The 19,751-nt window shown below is 48.0% G+C and carries 21 protein-coding genes; 16 read left to right on the top strand and 5 right to left on the bottom strand.

What is annotated here, in order from left to right; genetic code table 11:
- Positions 1–3: 3 nt before the first annotated feature.
- Positions 4–717, bottom strand: coding sequence for a polyphosphate polymerase domain-containing protein (locus MKY48_RS20785; protein ID WP_339290688.1), 714 nt, complete (start codon positions 715–717; stop codon positions 4–6).
- A 367-nt stretch (positions 718–1,084) separates the two neighbouring features.
- Between MKY48_RS20785 and MKY48_RS20780 the strand changes: the two genes are divergently transcribed.
- On the top strand, positions 1,085–1,270 hold the full coding sequence (locus MKY48_RS20780; RefSeq protein ID WP_339290686.1) for a hypothetical protein: 186 nt from the start codon (positions 1,085–1,087) through the stop codon (positions 1,268–1,270).
- Positions 1,195–1,386: a DUF4166 domain-containing protein gene (locus MKY48_RS20775; protein ID WP_339290684.1), complete on the top strand. Its 192-nt coding sequence runs from the start codon at positions 1,195–1,197 to the stop codon at positions 1,384–1,386. The genes MKY48_RS20780 and MKY48_RS20775 overlap by 76 nt, the downstream gene beginning before the upstream one ends.
- 45 nt (positions 1,387–1,431) lie before the next feature.
- Here the strand turns inward: MKY48_RS20775 and MKY48_RS20770 are convergent, their stop codons facing one another.
- On the bottom strand, positions 1,432–2,730 hold the full coding sequence (locus MKY48_RS20770) for an MFS transporter (protein ID WP_339266007.1): 1,299 nt from the start codon (positions 2,728–2,730) through the stop codon (positions 1,432–1,434).
- A 157-nt stretch (positions 2,731–2,887) separates the two neighbouring features.
- Here MKY48_RS20770 and MKY48_RS20765 point away from each other — a divergent pair, with 157 nt between their 5' ends.
- The 9 genes from MKY48_RS20765 to MKY48_RS20725 all read left to right on the top strand — a co-directional run bounded on the left by MKY48_RS20765 (position 2,888) and on the right by MKY48_RS20725 (position 11,130).
- On the top strand, positions 2,888–3,643 hold the full coding sequence (locus MKY48_RS20765; protein WP_339290683.1) for a DUF2087 domain-containing protein: 756 nt from the start codon (positions 2,888–2,890) through the stop codon (positions 3,641–3,643).
- 26 nt (positions 3,644–3,669) lie between these two features.
- Complete coding sequence (locus MKY48_RS20760; protein WP_076322047.1) at positions 3,670–4,023, top strand: GIY-YIG nuclease family protein; 354 nt, start codon at positions 3,670–3,672, stop codon at positions 4,021–4,023.
- A gap of 150 nt (positions 4,024–4,173) precedes the next feature.
- Positions 4,174–5,022 carry a DegV family protein gene (locus MKY48_RS20755; RefSeq protein WP_213644287.1) on the top strand — a complete coding sequence of 283 codons (849 nt, stop codon included), beginning with the start codon at positions 4,174–4,176 and terminating at the stop codon, positions 5,020–5,022.
- A 123-nt stretch (positions 5,023–5,145) separates the two neighbouring features.
- The gene (locus MKY48_RS20750) at positions 5,146–5,301 is read left to right on the top strand and encodes a hypothetical protein (RefSeq protein ID WP_165593394.1); all 156 of its coding nucleotides are present in this window, start codon (positions 5,146–5,148) and stop codon (positions 5,299–5,301) included.
- Positions 5,302–5,454: 153 nt separating this feature from the next.
- Positions 5,455–6,795 carry a beta-N-acetylhexosaminidase gene (gene nagZ, locus MKY48_RS20745; protein WP_339290680.1) on the top strand — a complete coding sequence of 447 codons (1,341 nt, stop codon included), beginning with the start codon at positions 5,455–5,457 and terminating at the stop codon, positions 6,793–6,795.
- Between the two features lie 255 nt (positions 6,796–7,050).
- Positions 7,051–8,001 carry an RNA polymerase sigma factor RpoD gene (rpoD, locus tag MKY48_RS20740; protein ID WP_076322045.1) on the top strand — a complete coding sequence of 317 codons (951 nt, stop codon included), beginning with the start codon at positions 7,051–7,053 and terminating at the stop codon, positions 7,999–8,001.
- A gap of 201 nt (positions 8,002–8,202) precedes the next feature.
- On the top strand, positions 8,203–9,225 hold the full coding sequence (locus tag MKY48_RS20735; protein WP_339290678.1) for an FAD-binding protein: 1,023 nt from the start codon (positions 8,203–8,205) through the stop codon (positions 9,223–9,225).
- 126 nt (positions 9,226–9,351) lie between these two features.
- Positions 9,352–10,281: a manganese-dependent inorganic pyrophosphatase gene (locus MKY48_RS20730; protein WP_339265995.1), complete on the top strand. Its 930-nt coding sequence runs from the start codon at positions 9,352–9,354 to the stop codon at positions 10,279–10,281.
- A gap of 333 nt (positions 10,282–10,614) precedes the next feature.
- Positions 10,615–11,130, top strand: a complete 516-nt coding sequence (locus MKY48_RS20725) for a hypothetical protein (protein ID WP_076322042.1) — start codon at positions 10,615–10,617, stop codon at positions 11,128–11,130.
- 118 nt (positions 11,131–11,248) lie between these two features.
- Here the strand turns inward: MKY48_RS20725 and MKY48_RS20720 are convergent, their stop codons facing one another.
- On the bottom strand, positions 11,249–11,974 hold the full coding sequence (locus MKY48_RS20720) for a hypothetical protein (RefSeq protein WP_339290677.1): 726 nt from the start codon (positions 11,972–11,974) through the stop codon (positions 11,249–11,251).
- 279 nt (positions 11,975–12,253) lie between these two features.
- Here MKY48_RS20720 and MKY48_RS20715 point away from each other — a divergent pair, with 279 nt between their 5' ends.
- The 5 genes from MKY48_RS20715 to MKY48_RS20695 all read left to right on the top strand — a co-directional run bounded on the left by MKY48_RS20715 (position 12,254) and on the right by MKY48_RS20695 (position 17,959).
- Positions 12,254–13,018 (top strand): amino acid ABC transporter substrate-binding protein, encoded by a 765-nt coding sequence (locus MKY48_RS20715; RefSeq protein WP_339265990.1) that lies wholly within the window; start codon positions 12,254–12,256, stop codon positions 13,016–13,018.
- Between the two features lie 158 nt (positions 13,019–13,176).
- Positions 13,177–13,836 (top strand): amino acid ABC transporter permease, encoded by a 660-nt coding sequence (locus MKY48_RS20710; protein ID WP_339290675.1) that lies wholly within the window; start codon positions 13,177–13,179, stop codon positions 13,834–13,836.
- A 15-nt stretch (positions 13,837–13,851) separates the two neighbouring features.
- Positions 13,852–14,598: an amino acid ABC transporter ATP-binding protein gene (locus MKY48_RS20705; protein ID WP_339290673.1), complete on the top strand. Its 747-nt coding sequence runs from the start codon at positions 13,852–13,854 to the stop codon at positions 14,596–14,598.
- A gap of 195 nt (positions 14,599–14,793) precedes the next feature.
- Positions 14,794–16,287: an alpha-N-arabinofuranosidase gene (locus MKY48_RS20700; protein WP_339290671.1), complete on the top strand. Its 1,494-nt coding sequence runs from the start codon at positions 14,794–14,796 to the stop codon at positions 16,285–16,287.
- A 430-nt stretch (positions 16,288–16,717) separates the two neighbouring features.
- On the top strand, positions 16,718–17,959 hold the full coding sequence (locus MKY48_RS20695; RefSeq protein ID WP_339290670.1) for an MFS transporter: 1,242 nt from the start codon (positions 16,718–16,720) through the stop codon (positions 17,957–17,959).
- Positions 17,960–18,178: 219 nt separating this feature from the next.
- Here MKY48_RS20695 and MKY48_RS20690 read toward each other — a convergent pair whose 3' ends face one another.
- Both MKY48_RS20690 and MKY48_RS20685 read right to left on the bottom strand, forming a co-directional pair.
- Positions 18,179–18,571 (bottom strand): DoxX family protein, encoded by a 393-nt coding sequence (locus tag MKY48_RS20690; protein WP_339290668.1) that lies wholly within the window; start codon positions 18,569–18,571, stop codon positions 18,179–18,181.
- A gap of 136 nt (positions 18,572–18,707) precedes the next feature.
- Entirely contained in the window at positions 18,708–19,622 is a 915-nt protein-coding gene (locus MKY48_RS20685; RefSeq protein ID WP_339290667.1) for an AraC family transcriptional regulator, read from the bottom strand.
- Positions 19,623–19,751: the final 129 nt, after the last annotated feature.

Here is a 19,751-nt window from a genome sequence, read left to right as displayed (position 1 = left end):
GAATTATTGATCCTCCCATGTGTTATATTTCAGAAATTTGCGGCACATCACGTACTTGGAGGCCGATTGACGGCCCAGTCCTTCCAGCTGCAGCGCGATTTTGATGTGATCCGGGATATACTCGTCATATTTGACTTCCAGTATGATCAGATTCTCATCGATCGCCCGGATGGGCAGCAGATTCCGATTGAACAGATCCGTGGAGTGCAGGCCGGTTCGAAGCTCCTTATCAAACGTAATCCGGACATTTCCGTTAGGACAGACATACGGCTCCCGGACATAATCGACAATGACCTTGGGCCGCATCAGCTTATGCTTCATCTCATAATACAGCTCCATCATCAATGGCTTGTCTGGTTGATAGAGGCATTCGTATTGACCGGCCATGATCTGATCAACCATCTCCCTTGTGAGCGGCTCCTTCAGCTTGGCGATGTAATCCCGGAATTTGATTTTTTTCTCAAAATGGATGGTGTCGTCGGTTACGTTGTAGATGCGGATGCGGTATTTCACCCGGTCCCGAACCCCAGCCAGCTTCTCGTATAACGCTTTGTTGTTGATATCATCAAAGTACAAACTTCGAATGTGATATTCCCCGCCAGGTCCTGCATGCTGATCGTAGTTCACCAGATTTCTCAATCGTTGACGGATGATTTGATACTGGTGAATATTCACAAAAAATTTCAGCTCGTTCCGGTATTTCAATGGGGTCGTCATGATTCCACCTCGTTTCTCTCGATCATTCGTTTGCTTGTTTGCTTACGAAATCTATCCTATCAATCGTTCCTGATATCTTTCTTAAACGCGGCTGAATGTAAACTGAATGTTTTCGCATAGAGAGCAGAGGTGTCCGGCTGAAGACTTAAAGGACTTTCCAAGGGGAGCTAAAGCGCATAAAGAGAAATCCGATCTATGTTGAACTTGATATCAAGACGGATATGGATAAGCTGTGTTTCCGAATCGGGGAAAAGGATCCCGTTTGTGATTGAGAACTATGCTTATCGGGATGAATGGGGAAGAGAAACGGATGACGTGGTGTCGCCGCTTTGATTTTCCGGGTATTTAGAGGTGGTTTGATGCCACGATGATCTATAATGCACAGCGCAGCCGTGTCGTGGATTATTTAGGGAATAAACAGTACTTGGCGGTCGATCTCCGGATAGCCGCGGGGACTAACAGCGAAATTCGCATTCAATGGGGGAGCGGAGGTTTTATGAGGGGCTTTTGCAGTTTCGATTTCCCCGGTGGTTCACCGGAACAGCCGATGTAAACGAATGGTATGATGACGGGAATCAACAATACCGGATATCCGTTGAGGTGGACAATCCGATATGGGGCCTGTCTTCCGGAATAAGGGAAGCTTTCAGGCCCGGATCATGGCTGTAGCCAATGGAGCTGTTCCGCTACATGTGAACCCTCTGCGGGTTGAGGTTAGAGAGTAGCGGTAGTATCAGAGGAGGAGAGGCTGCTGCTCTTTCGCTCACGGAACATTCGGTAGTATAGAAACGAAGATACAACATATAGCGTTCCGGTAATACAAAATGTGATCGCATATCCCCAATAGCTGCCGTAAGTGGTGACGAGTTTAGATTGTACGGGTCCCATGGTAGCCCAGCCCAGCATGAAGGCTGTTTGCGTGACCGAATTGGCGATTCCTCTTCGGTGATCCGGTACGCGGTCGATCAGAATAGAGGACTGTATCGGATTGGCGGCATTCATTAGGGCTTGGCGGAACAGGAAGCCGACCGATGCGATGAGGAGTACGTTCGTGAACCCGGTTAACAGCAGGAAGGGCAAGGATAGGACTTGAAAGAGCACCACGGCCCTGACGGCTCCCACCCGATTCACCAGTGTAGGTCCAATCAGCATCGATACGATAGTCATGACTTGTCCGAGTGATATCAGAATGCCGACAGCCGATAACGATACTGAGAAGCGGTTGGTAAAATATAAATTCAAATAAGGCACGACAAGCCCTGAGCCCAGGCCGATTAACAATTGGGCAAGCGCGAACTGCCCGATGACTTTGTAATCCCCCAAACCGGAGGTGTTCACAGCTCCTCCTGCCTGAGCTGGTTGATGATCAGTAAGCGGTGCATCCAGTGCCTGTATCTCCTCGGCCTTCTGATCGGTTGTGAACAAGAGCGGGATAAACGCCGCAAAGGTTGCCAGGCCGCCTATGAAAAGCGCGGTTTTCAAGCTGCCGACCTTGTTCATACCAACGGCCTGCAGGGCATCCGCCAAGAATCCGCCTCCCATGCTTCCGAGCACTTGAGAAGCAAGAACAAGCGAGGCGTGGATGCTAAAGATCCGCATGCGAGCCGCTTTCGCCGTGTTTTCCGCTAGAAAGGGGATGGCCAGCACCTGAAAAAAGGATGCGAATAAACCGGTATATATTGCAAGACCAAGCAAGCTGAACTCGCTTTCAAGAAAAGAGCGCGCGATCAGTCCTGCACCGCTTAACAACGCCCCAAGGACGAGGATTCGTTTGCGGCTGCCACGGTCTCCGATCAGGCCAATCGGAATGAACATCAGTGCCGTGGCTAGGGATTGAATACTGACCACTGTTCCATTCATGGAGTCATTATATCCAAGGCCTTGTATGTACAAATTGTAGAGCACGCTAAACATGCCGGTACCGATCTGATACAGCACGTTAGCTAGAAAAAACAGCTTGATGTTGCGCGGCCAAGAATGCATTTCTTTTGCCGACTGTTGAATGAAACCCATGATGATACCCCCTAAATTTTACAGCAGCAACCTCTATTCTAGCAGGTTCCACATAAGGGAGGAAGAAATATTATAAGTGAGTGGAGTGCGATTGACATGTTATAGACAAAAATATAAAATGTCTATATAAATAACTAATTGAAAAGTGGTGTTTGCATTGGATCCGAACGATCGTTTCTGGAATGCTTCTATAGATGAACTTAAACAAGGCTATATTGACGAAGGGCCTGTATGGGTATGCCTCCTGTGCGGCAAGACGATTGAGAAAGGGATCATCTACCCGGACCAAGATGTGTTATATGAGTCAGAACGATACATGACCGTTCATATCCGCCGGGAGCATGGCTCCGTGTTTCAGTATCTGTCTGGCCTCGATAAGAAGCTGACTGGACTGACCGAGCATCAGAATCGATTGCTGCAGCTCTTCTACCAAGGCAAGAACGATAAAGAGGTACAACAGGAGCTCGGCATAGGCAGTGCATCGACGATTCGCAATCACCGGTTTGCCCTGAAGGAGAAGGAAAGACAGTCCAAGGTGTTGCTGACTTTAATGGAGCTGCTGAAGGAAAAGGATGACCATGCACCGGCATTCGTGGAAATTCCAAAGCAGGCCAAAATGGTGGATGAGCGCTACAATGTTACGGAGGAAGAGAGGCAAGCGATCCTGGCCAAGGTGTTTCCCGAAGGGACCGATGGCCCTCTAAAGACATTTAAGCTCAAAGAGAAACAAAAGTACGTCGTTTTACGAGAAATCGCTGCCCGTTTTAAACCGGATGTCTTGTATTCCGAACAGGAAATCAACGATACGATCGGAAGAGACAATCCCGATTATGTGACCATTCGCCGATATTTGATCGAATATGGTTTTTTGAATCGCACGGATGATGGAAGCCAGTACTGGTTAACGACATAAACGCTAAGATAGGAGGTTTTAACGCCATGAATCGCAGACAGGAACTAAATCAAATGTATAAGGAAATCAAGATTGAAGCTGGCGTGTATCAAATTCGAAACACAAAGAACGGCAAGGTATTTGTTGCCGGAACGAATAACTTGAAGACTATGAACGGCAAACGATTCGAGCTGCAGATGGGAACAAGCTACAATAAGACGCTTCAGCGGGAATGGAATGAGTATGGTGAGGATGCTTTTGTCTTCGAGATTCTGGAGACGATTGAGCCGAAGCAAGATCCGTTCTATGATCTGAAGGACGCGGTCAGCAAACGGGAGGCATATTGGATTGAACAGCTGGAACCTTTTGGAGAAAAGGGGTATAACGCAGAGCGAAAATAAGGCTTTTGTGTGGCGAACCTATGTGTAGGATATGAAATCACATTCCTTTCGTTTGCAATGCGCTGTAAGGGTAAGATATGATGAATTTAGAGGCTTAAATCGCTTCCTTTTCTACTTCTTACTACACGAAAGCGAGACGTGAACACGATAATGAGATCCATAGCTTGGGTAACCGACAGCACGAGTACAATCGATCCTGAATTCGCCAAGGAAAATCATATTTATATTGTACCTTTGAGGTTGATACTTGGACAGGAGGCGTACAGAGAAGGAATTGACATCTCGGCAGAGACCTTTTATGAAAGAATGAAAGATGAACCGAAAGTCAGCAGTTCACAGCCTCCAATCGGTGAATTCATCGAATTATATGAATCCCTGAAAGTGAAGTATGATGATATTATCGCCATTCACTGTTCATCCGAGCTCAGCGGAACATTGAATTCATCTATGCAGGCAGCAGAGATTGCCGAGGTACCCGTGGTTGGCATCGATTCTCAAGCGGGAGCGTTTCCGGTACGCGAAATGATCATGTCCGGGATTCACTGGCATAGCCAAGGGGATACCGTGCAGATGATAAAAGATAAAATCCAGTCCATGGTGCAAAACATGTCGTTCTACCTTATTCCGGCAAGCCTGCACCGGCTTCACAGCAGCGGTCGGGTATCCGGCACCCAGCTTCTTCTCAGCAATCTGCTCCGCATTCATCTGCTGCTGCGTTTTGATGAAGGCAAAGTCATTGTGGAAGAGAAGATCCGAACGTTCAAGAAGGCCAAGCAGAGAATGCTGGAACTTATGAAACTGGATTTACAGAAAATTAAAAAGGTCTGCATCATGCACGCAAACAACGTAGAAGAGGCCGAAGAAATCCAGAAGGAAATCAGCGGGGCCCATCCGGCGTTGAAAACCGAAATTATGACCTTTATTCCCGTTGCGGGCATCCATGCCGGCGAGGGCACCATTGCGATGTCGTGGATTAAATATCATCCTGCTTATTCCTAGTTATAGTACAGATCCTGCCTGCAGATACTATCTGCAGGCTTTTGTTTGTTTTTCGATTCTATACGACCTGTGATGGTTGTATATGTAGTAGGAGATGATTCCAAGGAAAGGAATGACGTTCACATGAAAGTGATTATCACGCAAGCTGAGGCGATGCAAAAGAATATATGGGATGATATCATGCTGATGTTCGGAAGAACGGATGAGGATGAAGTATGGGACACGGAGCAGTTTATATTAACCGAGGAGCAAGCCCGTAAGCTTGGACTGCTTAAATAGGCGAAGAAGGGCCGTTGTCGATGCGGCTCTTTTTTCTTTCTTAGGCGGGCAGCTTAGGCTTGGTTTGGGCTGTAAGGAAATCATGTTATGATGGAAGGACTCTGTGGAACAGAGGACGAATATAATAGTGTGAATTTGAAGGAAGGTGACAAGTTGAAGCGTAGGACAAAATGGATGTGCTTAACGATGCTGGTTGTCATCTTGCTATTGGCTGTGGCAGGTTGTCGGGGCGAAGCCGAACCAAGCAACCCTGGGGACAACGGACCAGGAGCTTCGCCTTCGGAGCAAGTGCAGGAGCCGCAGACTTCTTCTCCAGATAATGAAGACGGGTCAACGTCTTCATCAGGCAGCACGGACAACGAAGGCGAGGACGGGAAATTGCCCGAGAACGAGCCTGAAGATGCGGTAGCTGAACTTCTGAATAGCATGACCGTCAAGGAGAAGATCGGCCAGCTGGTGCTGGTTGGAATTGAAGGGACTACCTTGGATGATACTTCGCGCAGATTGCTGGAGGATTACCATGTAGGCGGATTTATCCTTTTTAAGGATAATATCGATAGCGTACAGCAGTCAGTAGACCTATTGAATGAGCTGAAGAAGGCAAATGCTGTGAATCCTGTGCCGCTATGGCTGAGTATTGATGAGGAGGGTGGACGGGTTACCCGTTTTCCCGATGAATATGTGAAGCTGCCGTCAAGCGGCAAAATCGGAAGCAACGGGGATCTTGCACTGACGAAGCGTGTTGGCGGTCTTATCGCGCAGAAGGTAGCGGGGCTCGGGCTCAACATGGTATTCGCCCCGGTGCTGGACATTAATAGCAACCCGAACAATCCGGTCATCGGCGATCGATCCTTTGGCAATACAGCAGAAACCGTAAGCACGCAGGGGATTGCCTCCATGAAGGGGATACAGGAGCATGGCGTCGTACCTGTAGTGAAGCATTTTCCAGGGCATGGCGATACTTCGGTCGATTCCCATCTCGGTCTGCCTGTTGTTGACCATGATCTAAAGCGTCTGCATGAAGTGGAGCTGGTACCTTTTCAACAAGCGATTGATGAAGGGGCCGATGTGGTCATGGTTGCGCATCTGCTGATGAAGGGCATTGATCCGGATACGCCATCTTCCTATTCGAAACCCGTCATTCACGATTTGTTAAGGGAAGAAATGGGGTTTAAGGGTGTCGTTATAACGGATGATATGACAATGGGGGCTATTTCCGGCAGCACGGACGTAGGGGAGGCTTCCGTGAAGTCCGTCGTCGCAGGGAGCAACATGATTCTGATCGGACATGAATATGCATTAGAAGAAGCGGTCATTCAAGCATTGACCAAGGCTGTTGATAGCGGCGTAATCCCGGAGGAGATGCTGAACGACCGGGTGAGGGCAACGCTTGAACTAAAGCACAAATATCAGCTGAGCGATGAGCCCGCGAAGGCTCCCGATGTGAAATCGTTGAATCAGCAAACGAAAGCTGTACTAGATCAGCTTAAATAAACGTAGCATATGTAGTGTAAGAGGATGAACTTGTACTTGTTCGAAGAGGCAATGACTAGTTCCATAAGGCAGATTTGGAGCATAAAAAACCCGATCTCAGGGTGAGGTCGGGTGAAATGAACTAGAATATATTAGAAGTTGATATAGTGTAAAAAATATGCTAGAATGAAGGATAAATAACTATTGGCTTAATGTCATAATAACCTAATGCTAGATTAGCATGAAAATATGGGATTGTCAACAGGGGGGCATAGAATGGAGAACCGTCAAAGTGCGGATTTTGCATTGGAACGAGAGGTTACGGATACAGAGAAAGCGGCTAATTCTCCGACAGAGGATTTTTCGGTTCATGACGATCTCTCACTTCCACCAGGCATCAAGATTAGCGATCCGGTTCGCATGTACCTGAAAGAAATCGGTCGGGTTCCCCTCCTTACAGCCGATGAAGAAGTGGAACTGTCCAAACGAATAGAGGAGGGAGACGAAGAAGCGAAACGCCGTTTGGCCGAAGCGAATCTTCGTCTCGTTGTAAGTATAGCAAGACGCTATGCTGGTCGGGGAATGCAGTTCCTTGATCTGATACAAGAAGGCAATATGGGCCTGATCAAAGCGGTGGAGAAGTTCGATTACTCCAAGGGCTTTAAGTTTAGTACGTATGCCACCTGGTGGATACGCCAGGCGATAACCCGCTCGATTGCTGACCAAGCAAGAACGATCCGGATTCCGGTGCATATGGTAGAGACGATTAATAAGCTCGTCCGTGTCTCCAGGCAGCTCCTTCAGGAGCTGGGGCGCGAACCGACACCAGAAGAAATCGGTAAAGAGATGGATATCACGCCGGAAAAAGTACGTGAGATCCAGAAGGTATCCCAAGAACCTGTGTCCCTGGAAACGCCGGTCGGCGAGGAGAGCGACTCCAACCTGGGTGATTTCATTGAGGATCAGGACGCATTGGCTCCGGCAGATGCCGCGGCGTTTGAGCTGCTGAAGGAACAGCTGGAGGAAGTGCTGGATACGCTCACCGAGCGTGAAGAGAATGTGCTCCGGCTGCGCTTTGGACTTGAGGATGGTCGGACCCGCACTCTGGAGGAAGTAGGGCAGGTGTTCGGCGTTACCCGTGAACGCATCAGGCAGATTGAGGCGAAGGCGCTTCGTAAATTGCGTCATCCGAGCCGCAGCAAACGTCTCAAGGATTTCCTTGAATAAATCCTGGGACGCATAAAGAGATCATGAATGAATCCCTTGGTTACGGTCTAATGGCTGTAATCCAGGGATTTTTTGCTATTTAGCCAGGATTCCACTCCAGTTTGACACCACCCAAGTAGTTGGATCATAATGATGTAACATCCCCACATTTAGTAAGGAATGTTGTGCCTAATGTGAAGAATAGGGAGTGACATGTCTACGATGACTTTACATACATCTGCTATCGACCGATTGTGCAAGCGCAATGTGGAGCTGTCTGCTTTTTCTACGTATGGGATCGGCGGTTCAGCCAATTATCTGGCCATGCCTAAAACGGCAAATGACCTGGCGGATCTGCTGCAGGACTGCAGGAAACGCGGGATGCCATGGTACATCTTCGGGATGGGCTCCAATATCCTGTTCCCGGATGAACCGAAACATGATCTGGTGTTTATATCGCTCAAAAACCTGGTGGATCTTCGGGTGTCAGGAGATAAATGGTACGTTTCATCCGGCGCGCCCATGTCGCTACTGTCCTTGATGGGTTTAATGGGGGGGACGGATTTGCTCGACTTTACTTTTTTGCTGCCAGGCTGCGTAGGGGCCGGCATCTATATGAACGCCAAATATAATGCGCGCCAAATCTGCGATATTCTGGACACGGTTTATTATATCGATACAATGGATTTGAGCTTAAAGGTACAGTCCATTTCCGTGGCGGACTGTTTATTTGCATACAAGCAATCCATCTTCCAGCAGCACCCTTGGATCATAGTAGGCGCCGATCTCAATATTCCGGTCAGCTCGGAGGAGCAGATCAGCATGACGTCCGAACTGCTTACAGAATGGAAGACCCGCGGCAGCCATCCATCATCCTTGCCGTCCTTCTTCTCATTCTTCCTGGGCGAGGTGCACGCATTGGCAGGAAGAGGAATCGAGACGCCGCAGTCAATGCTTGACATCATCAAGTACCGGACGAGTAAACGCCATTTCGATTACCCGTCCTGCGGTTCCGTATTCAAAAATAATTATGATTATGGGGTAGCCGTCGGCTCGCTCGTGGATCAGCTGAATATGAAAGGAACCGAATATGGCGGCGCGATCATTTCTCCGCATCACGGTAACATGATTCTGAACCAGAAGCATGCCAAGGCAACCGACATTCTGTACTTGATGAATCTGATCTCGGAGTCGATTAACAACCATTTTGGATTCGTTCCGGAACCGGAAATTGTATTGGTATAAATACGACCTAAAAATAATCTCTGTAAAGGAATTGGAATAAGTAGAATTTAACGATATAATCAGATAGGTGATCATCTGTTTATCGATATAAACGATGAAATTTATGTTGCGAGAGGGGCATTATATATGGCAAAAACATTAATTTTTGGACACAAAAATCCGGATACGGACACGATCTGCTCTGCTATTGCTTATGCTGATTTGAAGAACCAGCTCGGCCTTTCCGCTGAGCCCGTACGTCTTGGTGACGTTAACGGTGAAACGCAATATGCGCTCGATTACTTTAAGGTAGAAGCGCCGCGGTTCGTTGAGACGGTTGCGAATGAAGCCCAAGACGTTATTCTCGTGGATCATAACGAGCGTCAGCAAAGTGCAAGCGACATTGATCAGGTTCGCGTAATTGAGGTTATCGATCATCACCGTATCGCGAATTTTGAGACAAGTCACCCGTTATATTACCGTGCTGAGCCTGTTGGCTGCACAGCCACCATTCTGAACAAGATTTACAAGGAAAAAGGTGTAGCCGTTCGTAAAGAAATTGCTGGCCTGATGCTGTCCGCCATCATCTCGGACTCCCTGTTGTTCAAATCCCCAACCTGCACGGACGAAGATATCGCAGCAGCTCGCGAGCTGGCTGAGATCGCTGGCGTGGATGCAGACAGCTATGGGCTCGAGATGCTCAAGGCAGGCGCCGATCTGAGCGACAAAACCATCGCGCAATTGATCTCCCTGGATGCCAAGGAATTCCAAATGGGCGGAGCTAAAGTGGAAATCGCACAGGTTAACGCGGTTGATACCAATGATGTATTGTCCCGTCAAGCCGAACTCGAAGATGCGATTCAAGGGATTATCGCTGACAAAAATCTTGATCTGTTCGTCTTCGTCGTGACAGATATTCTGAACAACGATTCAATCGCTCTTGCACTCGGTAAAGAGTCCAAAGCCGTTGAGAAAGCATACAATGTGTCTCTGTCAGAGAACAAGGCTCTGCTTAAAGGCGTGGTTTCACGCAAATCGCAGATCGTTCCTGTTCTGACCGAAGCATTCAATCAATAATATCTGGATGAGTATCAACAAGCCTGACCATCGACTGAGGAATCAGTGGGGAGGGCTTGTTTTTTATTGTTGATTTTCCCCTATTCATCCATAATTACAATATAATTCAATATCGCCGTCTTTAAGCGCTTACGAAGATTGAAATATTGTAATGAATTTACATCGAATTGACATCCATTTTACCAAATGGGTCCGTATAATAAAGATATGAATGATAAAATACATATACGTTTCAAATATCCAGGAATTGGGTTAATGATGTTTAATGTACGCTAAGTCGGGTTCACGAGCTGAATCTATTTAATAGAAGGATGAAGAGGGAGCGATGAGAAGATGAAGAAGTCGGCTTGGAAATTGGGAGCAATGATGCTGCTTGTACTGATCATGATGACAACCGTTGGCGTAGCCTCAGGCAACAATTATGAGCCGGTTCCGAAAGCTTCGAATCAGGAAGCTGTCTACATCAACGGGCTTGAGATTAGAGACGGCAAGGTCTATCTGCAAGTAGATCCGATTGAATGGTATGAGGGAGAGGAAGCGAATCAGGTATTCCGCGAACGGGAACAGGACCCTGAGATGACGGAAGCTCTGGACGGCTATTATATCGTAAATGATACGGAAGAACAGATTGAACTTCCTGTGGCAGAAGATGCAGAAGTGCTGCTTCAGTTGTACGATCATACCGGACGGTATGAGGATGCCCAGATTTCCTGGAACCAGTTGGTAAGTCTGGACAAATTCACGGACATCTACAAAAAGGATGATATCGTAGATATGAAGTGGTTTCCATTTCATATCACCGTCGAAGATGGCGTCGTTGTGAAGATGATCCAACAATACGTGCCTTAAATGGATGATAAATAGAATAAACGGATGAAAATAAAGAGCCGCTCCATTGGTTATTCCTAACCGCTGGAGCGGCTTTTGTGCTGTCCAATGACAACAGGGTCAAGCGCAAGCGGGCACTTTACTGACTGTGTTTCATCGGCTTGAGTTTACCATTCACCACATCGCTGACGAACGGAGCAATTTTGGATTTGCGCTCCTCGTATTCTTCCTTCGTCAGTTTGCCTTCGGTCAACTTCTGATCCAAGCGCTTGGTAAGTGCTTGGACTTGTTGATCAATGACGGACTGGACGGGCACGCCTTTCTCCTTCGCGATCTGAGCCAATGATTTTCCGGATTGGAGCGACTGCTTGAGTGCTTCCGGCGTCATCTTCAGAAGCTTGGCCAGCTCGGCGCTATCCGAGATTAATCGGCCATGACGATGATGCATCCGCTGCTTATGCCATCCGCCTTTGGCGTCAAGCAGCTTGTCTGCGGCAGCGGAGTAATCGATGGATTTACCCAGCTGCTTCGGATGCGAGGCGATTTTATCCTTCAACAGCTCAACGATCTTGGCTTTCATGGCATCTCTAGATACACCTTGTTCCTTGGCTATTTCCGCGAGTGTCGAGGTTTTGAGTTTATCCTGAAGAACTTGCGGTTCCAGCTTCAGAAATAGGGAGATTGCCTTGAACATATGACCGGGTTTATGTTGCCCGCGTTCGTCTTTGGTCGAAGGAACAGCCGGTGATTCTGTTTGCTGTCCAATCGGTTCCGCTGAGACCGAGACGGGAAGATAAGCGAGGCCCATGACTACAGCGATGGCGACAAGCACCAGCCGCTTCACTGATTTCAAGTGGGTTGTCATTGTTGTTTACCGCCTTTCTTGATGTTGGTCTTACAGTCCATCATTCTTTCCCGCTAAACTGAAATCATCCTTAAAGTAACCTTAAAATAGGATGAAAATACATAAATTTCTTGTCAAATGGAAAATTGGCCATTCTATGAAACTATCGACTCTTCTCTGCTAATATGGTATCATGGAGTCTTGATAACGTATTAAAGTGAAAAAGCAGTTTGCATATGAAACGGATTCCTATACATCCTGAATATGGCTGCGTTTAATGTCTACGAGGGGGATTTTTTGGTGAAAAAGATAGCATCCGTATTAGCAGGCTTCATGCTTTTATTAACCGTAGTCGGCTGTTCAAGCTCAGCAAGCGATGGCAATGAGCTGGTTGTCGGGATTGACGACAAGTTCGCGCCCATGGGTTTTCGTGACGAGAGCAATGAAATTGTCGGCTTTGATATCGATTATGCTCGTGCAGCCGCCGAGAAGATGGGCAAGGAAATCAAGTTTCAACCCATCGACTGGAAATCGAAGGAGTCCGAGCTTAGCAGCGGCCGTATTGATTTGATATGGAACGGCTATACCATTACTGATGAGCGCAAGGAGAAGGTGTTGTTCACTAAGCCTTATCTGGAGAATAGCCAGGTCGTCGCCGTGCTGGCAGATTCGGATATAACTTCGATCAGCGATTTGGCAGGCAAACAGGTCGGTTTGCAGTCGCTATCCTCAGCTGCTGATGCGTTAAGTGCCCACGAGATTCACACGCAGGTGAAGATCAACGAATTTCCTGACAATATGCTGGCTCTGAGCGATCTGAAGAATGGACGCGTAGAGGCTGTGATCATAGACGAAGTCGTGATGAAATACTTCATGTCCAAGGAAGAGGGAACGTACAAGATTCTCGAGGAATCCCTGGCACCGGAGCAGTACGGCATTGGAGTTAAGAAAGGCAACGAGGAGCTGCTTCAAAGTCTGCAAAAAGCACTGGACGATATGAATGCCGATGGTACGGCAGCCAAGATTTCCGAGAAATGGTTTGGCGAAAACAAAGTGTTGAAGTAGGATGTTCCACAAGGATGGTTATTCATCCTTCCATAGGTATTCCAAGAAACCGGACTTTGACCAAAGGCTCCGGTTTTGTGTTCCTTGCTATGGGTCTACGATATCTTTGAAGAACTTCAAGCATCTCAAGAAGTTTTTCCATTAGGAGTTAAGAGTATATGAGTATGGATTACATCATTCAAATCGGCAAACCTATGCTGGAGGGCGCACAGACAACGATCCTGTTGTTTTTAATTGCCATCCTGGTCTCCATCCCGCTCGGGTTTGTGTTCACGTTAATGGTTCGAAGCGCAATCAAGCCGCTGGCTTGGTTGGCCAATGCCTATATTTATGTTTTTCGGGGTACGCCGCTGCTGCTGCAGCTGCTGTTCTTTTGCTTCGGGCTGCCGGTGCTGCCCGTAATCGGCGAGTATCTCGTTTTAGACCGTTTTGTAGCCGCAAGCTTGGCTTTTGTGCTAAACTATGCTGCTTATTTTGCGGAAATCTTCCGGGGAGGCCTTTTGGCGATTGATAAGGGTCAATATGAAGCGTCCAAGGTGCTGGGCCTAAACCGCTGGCAAACGACCACGAAAGTGATTCTGCCCCAAATGTTTCGCGTAGCCCTACCGGCGGTATCCAACGAATCCATTACGCTGGTGAAAGATACGGCGCTGCTGTATGCCGTGGCGGTTCCGGAGCTGCTGCACTTCGCCTATACGGCGGTCAATCGCGATGTCACGATTATGCCGTTTTTCATCGCGGGTGTTATTTATCTACTGATGACGCTAGTGTTAACCATGTTATTTAAGTTTCTGGAACGCCGATTTAAATATGAATAGAAGGACTGTCGTGTAATGGCAATTATCGAAGTAACCCATGTAAAAAAATCCTTCGGCCAGCTGGACGTGCTGAAGGACGTCAGCTTTGAGATACAGAAGAATGAAGTGATTGCCGTCATCGGACCTTCCGGCTCGGGTAAAAGCACCATGCTCCGGAGCCTAGTGCATCTGGAAGAGATCAATGGCGGATCGATCAAGCTGCAGGATCAATATCTCGTAAAGGATGGCGTGTATGTCAGCCCGCCCCAGATCAAAGCGATCACAGCCCGAATGGGTATGGTATTCCAGCATTTCAACCTGTTTCCTCATCTCACGGTACAGGAGAATCTGGGGCTGGCACCTAAACATGTGAAGAAACAATCGAAGGAAGAAGTTAGGTTAAACAGCGCAGCGCTTCTGCAGAAGGTCGGTTTATCTGATAAAGCGGATGTATATCCTGGAAATTTGTCGGGCGGGCAGAAGCAGCGCGTGGCCATTGCGAGAGCGCTGATGATGAATCCGGACATCATGCTGTTTGATGAACCGACATCGGCGCTGGATCCCGAGCTGACAGGCGAGGTGCTGGCGGTCATCAAGCAGCTGGCCGAGGAGCATATGACGATGGTGATCGTAACGCATGAGATGAGTTTTGCCAAAGAAGTGGCAGACCGAATTATCTTTATGGATAACGGACAGGTCGTCGAATCCGGCACGCCGGATCAAATATTTAACCAACCGAAGGCAGAGCGGACCCGGGAATTTTTAATTCGGGCGACGCGTTGAACAGTGACTGGCTCAGAGCCCGATCGCAAGATCGACTTTGAGCCGGTCTTTTTTTTGGCGAAAAATAGGGCTATTTCGTGAAAGCGTTTAAATTGCGGGTTGACGGAATCCAGTTTGGCCGATATCATTGTTTTAAAGAATGTTAAACTATTTCATATAAACATCTACAAAAAAGAGCGAGGAGCGGAATAAGTCATGAGTCATGTTATTACCATTCATTCGGATGTATCCAAAGGTAAAATCAATCGCAACGTTTATGGTCATTTCTCCGAGCATCTGGGCCGCTGCATTTATGAGGGCATATGGGTGGGTGAGGATTCACCGATTCCGAATACGGAGGGGATCCGCAATGATGTGCTGGAGGCGTTGAAACAGCTTAACATACCGGTGCTGCGCTGGCCCGGCGGTTGTTTTGCTGACGAGTACCACTGGAAGGACGGCGTCGGTCCGCGTGAGAATCGGAAGCAAATGGTCAATACGCACTGGGGCGGCGTTGTAGAGAACAACCATTTTGGCACGCACGAATTCCTGCGTCTTTGCGAGCTCCTGGGTTGCGAACCTTACATATCCGGCAATGTTGGCAGCGGTACCGTGCAGGAGATGTCGGAATGGGTTGAATACATGACTTTCGATGGCGTGTCGCCGATGGCTGCGTGGCGTCAGGAGAATGGCCGCGTGAAGCCTTGGAACGTGAAATATTTTGGCGTTGGGAATGAAAACTGGGGCTGCGGAGGCAATATGCGGCCAGAATATTATGCGGACCTGTACAGACGCTATCAGACTTATGTTCGCAACTATGGCGATAACAAGATTTACAAGATTGCCTGCGGCCCGAACGTCGATGATTACCGCTGGATGGAAACCGTGATGAGAGAAGCTCACCCGTTTATGGATGCCATCAGTCTTCACTATTACACGATTCCGGGCGAATTCTGGACCGGTAAAGGACCTGCTACCGGTTTCAGCGAACAGGAATGGTTCACCACGATGAAGAAGGCGCTTCATATGGATGAATTGATTACCAGACACTCGGCGATCATGGACCAGTATGATCCTAACAAGCGGATCGGCCTCATTGTAGACGAGTGGGGGACCTGGTTTGATGTAGAGCCTGGCACCAACCCGGGCTTCCTGTATCAGCAGAATACGATCCGTGATGCCTTGGTGGCGGGGTTAACGCTGAATATCTTCCACGAGCATAATGATCGGGTGGTCATGGCGAACATCGCTCAGGTTGTCAATGTCCTTCAGTCCGTCGTTTTGACCGAAGGCGAGAAGATGATCCTGACTCCGACCTATCATGTGTTTGATATGTATAAATTGCATCAGGATGCAGAACGTTTGGCAACCAATTACAGCGGCGTCGATTACGAGATGGACGGCGAGAAGATTCCGCAAGTATCCGTAACGGCCTCGAAGGATCAAGCTGGCAAAATCCATGTGAGCCTGTGTAATGTGAGCCACACGGATCAAAGTGACGTGACGATTCAGCTTCGGGGATTAAACGGTGAGGTGTCTAAGATCGTAGGCCAGCAGCTTGCCTCCGATTCGCTGGACGCTCATAACACCTTTGAATCGCCGGAGACCCTGAGGCCAACAACATTCCATGCATTTGAACAGGAACGCGACGTTCTGCGTGCGAAGCTCGCACCGATGTCCGTTACCGTTCTCGAGATCACGGCAGGATAAACGAAGGTGATGGCGGATAATCGGTGTAAAGGTTGTCATGACGATTACCAGGTTAACGATGAACAAATTACACGCGTCCTATCATCTCCCATGTTTGCGTCTGACCGGTGCGTGTCGGATGGTGAGTATGACGCCCGACTGCGTGCGTGCTTCTCTTGTCCAAAGCTGCAAGGGAACACGACGTGCACGCTGTGCGGCTGCATCGTACAGATCACTGCAAAGCTGAAAGACAAGCGATGCCCTTATCCGGGGCAAGACCGTTGGCCAGTTGCCAGTAGCGCTTCATAGCAAATCATAGTCAGGCCTGCTCTCATGGATGGATCGTGGGAGCAGGCTTTTATTAGTATGGGAGAACTTCCATTATCTTTACAGAAACTTTCAACCTATGTTATGACTATTAGAAAAAAGATCATCAGGATAGGGTGTGAACATGAAAAGAGGAGGCTTTTTATACTACTGGACCGCGCATTCGAGCATTTCGCTGGCAGGCGTTGTCTACATCATGGTACTGACAACCTTTATGTATCAAGAATCCGGCTCGGCCTTTATTGCCGCGTTGTTCCCACTGTTTAATGCAGTCGCACGGTTTGTTGCCGGGCTTACGGCTCCGCTTGTCATGGAGAAATTCGGCTTCTCCAAGCTTCTGGTGAGGCTTCAAGTCATGAAAGCTCTGTTGTTAACCGGATTGGTCATTGCATTCCCATACATATCATCTCAGGTTTCCATACTATGTATGTTTATCTTGTTCATTGCTTTTACCGAAGGATGGGGAAACCCGCTCATCCAGTCCATGGTTCCGAGATTAGTTGCACCTGACCGATTGGTTAAGGCCAACAGCTCACTATCCGTGACCAGCCAGTCCTTGCAGATTGCAGGATATACCTTTACGGGCTTTCTAGTTGTACGGTTTGGACATATGCCGACTTTAATCATGAGCTGTGTACTCATCTGGGTATCCGTCTTTACCCTTTGGATCGCAGCACGCTCCATGAAGGCAAAGGAACCGGCTGCAGCTGGACGAGCGAAACCAAGCTGGGAAGTGATTCGTGAAGGCTGGTTCTACCTGTGGAGAAATCCTACATTAAGAATCGTCACGATGATGGATATGATTGAAGGGATTGCCGGAACCATCTGGGTAGGAGCGATCACGCTGGTGTATGTCAAGGAAGTGCTGCATCAAGGCGAAGCTTGGTGGGGATTCATTAACGCCAGTTATTATGTAGGCGCCATTGTGGGTGGGTTACTGATGCTGCTGTTGTCTTCCTTTATCCAGAAGAATCTGATTCCATGCATGGCCGTAGGTTCCGCGGTGTTCAGTTTGCTTACCCTGTGGTATGGCCTGAACAGTATCCCGATCGTGGCTTTGATCCTGTGTATAGCAATGGGACCGGCCTACCAACTGCGGGATGTGGCTCAGCAAACCGCGCTCCAATCCAGTGTAAATCAAGAGATGCTGCCGAAAATTTACGCTTCGCGTGATATCTTGCTATCCACGGTAACGAGTTTATCGATTGCCATAATTGGTCTAATTGCGGATACACTCGGCATTCGCATGGTGTACATTGTAGGTTCAATCTGTATTGCGATATCCGCAGGGTTGTCGTTTACGCTCCTGAGATTGCAAAGGAATTCGGCTTTAGAGGCAGAAACGGGCGGCAGCAACTTTTCATAACATGTTATAAAAAGAGCCGTACCTGGATCAGGATCATGGGAGACTGATCGTCAGGTACGGCTTTTTTTAAGATATAGAAACTTCGAAGGGTCTGCTGCCTGATATCGCAAGAAAAACTACCGCTAAACGCGGTCTGTCCTCTTTGAGAGTACGTCGATAGACGTTTTTCTTAAATGAGGTCGTCGCGCCTCGGATTAACGGCGAGCCTTTGCGTTTGCTTTAGGCTTTGTTCTTCTTGCTAAACAATGAATCAACTGACAGCAGGCTGCTGCCGCTAAGGGCAAGGTGGACAGCCATTGCGAGCAGCGCTATATCCAATTCATAGCCATTTAGGAAGCCCATGTCCAGCTTGGCCTGAAAAATAGCAACGACAAGCACGACGCCAAGAACAAGGGAGGCAATCCTTGTTCCCAAACCGATAATCAGTGCAATACCACCTACAATTTCGATAATGGCCACAACGGTTGCCATGAATGCGGGGATACCCAAACTTGCGAAAAAGCCCTCGATATTTCCGATGCCGCTCTGGAATTTATCCAAACCGTGAGCCAAAAAGATGACCCCCAGGATAACCCGAATAATAAATGTACCCGTAGAAGAATAACTACGCATGAATGGTAACAGCTCCTTGTTTTTGTTTTTAATTGTTATCAACTAACTTTTGTATAGCTGAAACTATAGATTGTATCATACTCAATAATGCTGTTAATTGTCAAGTAACTTACTAAAATTAATCAAATTTTACTATTTAGTGTCTGGGACGGTATTCGGTTGGCGACTGCCCAGTCCAGCGGCGGAATTGTCTTGAAAAATGGCTTGCTGAGCGAAAACCGAGTTTGTCTGCGATCGCCGTCATTGGCAGATGGGTCGTGACCAGCAGTTCCTTGGCTAGGGTGAGCTTTTGACGGCTGATATATTGCCTTGGCGATATTCCGTAAACCTGGCGAAACAGCTTGCTGCATTGGCTGCGGCTTAAATTAAGCTCTTTGGATACCGCTGCGACAGAGATCTCCTCTGTGAGTCCTGATGATAATTTCTCTTCAATGGCATGCGCCGCATCGGCAGCATGCAAGGAAGACGGTTTATGCGAGCCTGCTGCAGCCTGTGTCGACGAAGGCAGCTTGATTTCATCCTGTACCTTCAGAAGTGAAAGTACATCGTGGATGATGAGCAATGTATAGGACTGGAGCAGCAGCCTGTCTTCAAAGGTAAGATTGTATTCAGCTCTCGGGTTCTCCGGGTGAAGCGAATGGGCTGCCGGCTGACTGCGCCGAACGATTCCCTCCAGCTCTTGAACGTATGCATTCAGATTGCTGTGCTCGCTTTCCTGCTGGCGAATGTGACGGTAAGGGGCGGCGGACAATAAACTCCGAATTTCCTGATCATCGAGATCAAAATGAACGTTGAAGTATCCATACGGCCCGCTCGCCAGATTGGAGGTTTGATGTGGCACTCCGGATTTGATCAGAAGCCATTCCCCTTGCCGCAGCGTAAAGGACTCCCGATGAATTTCCTGCAGGACCTCGCCTTCCAGACAGTACAGCAGCTCGAACAGATGATGATGATGCCTCGGATAACTCCATCCGGGTGGATGGGAATCAAAAAGGCATCCTGTTACTTGAAGGGTGTGAATCATATTAGGAAAGCGAAAAGCGATATCCATATGGGTCGGCTCCTTTGGCATCGAAAATTCCAGTGATTATGCCATATATATTATCATAATAGGAGCTTGCGATTCTGAATATTCGGCACAAAAGGTATAAAGGATGATCCATTTGGAGATTGAGCAGCA

The organism is Paenibacillus sp. FSL W8-0187 (genome assembly GCF_037969755.1).
Lineage (GTDB): Bacteria > Bacillota > Bacilli > Paenibacillales > Paenibacillaceae > Paenibacillus_AQ.
Note: the sequence above shows the minus strand (reverse complement) of the source record. Positions and strands in the feature narration are given on the sequence as shown.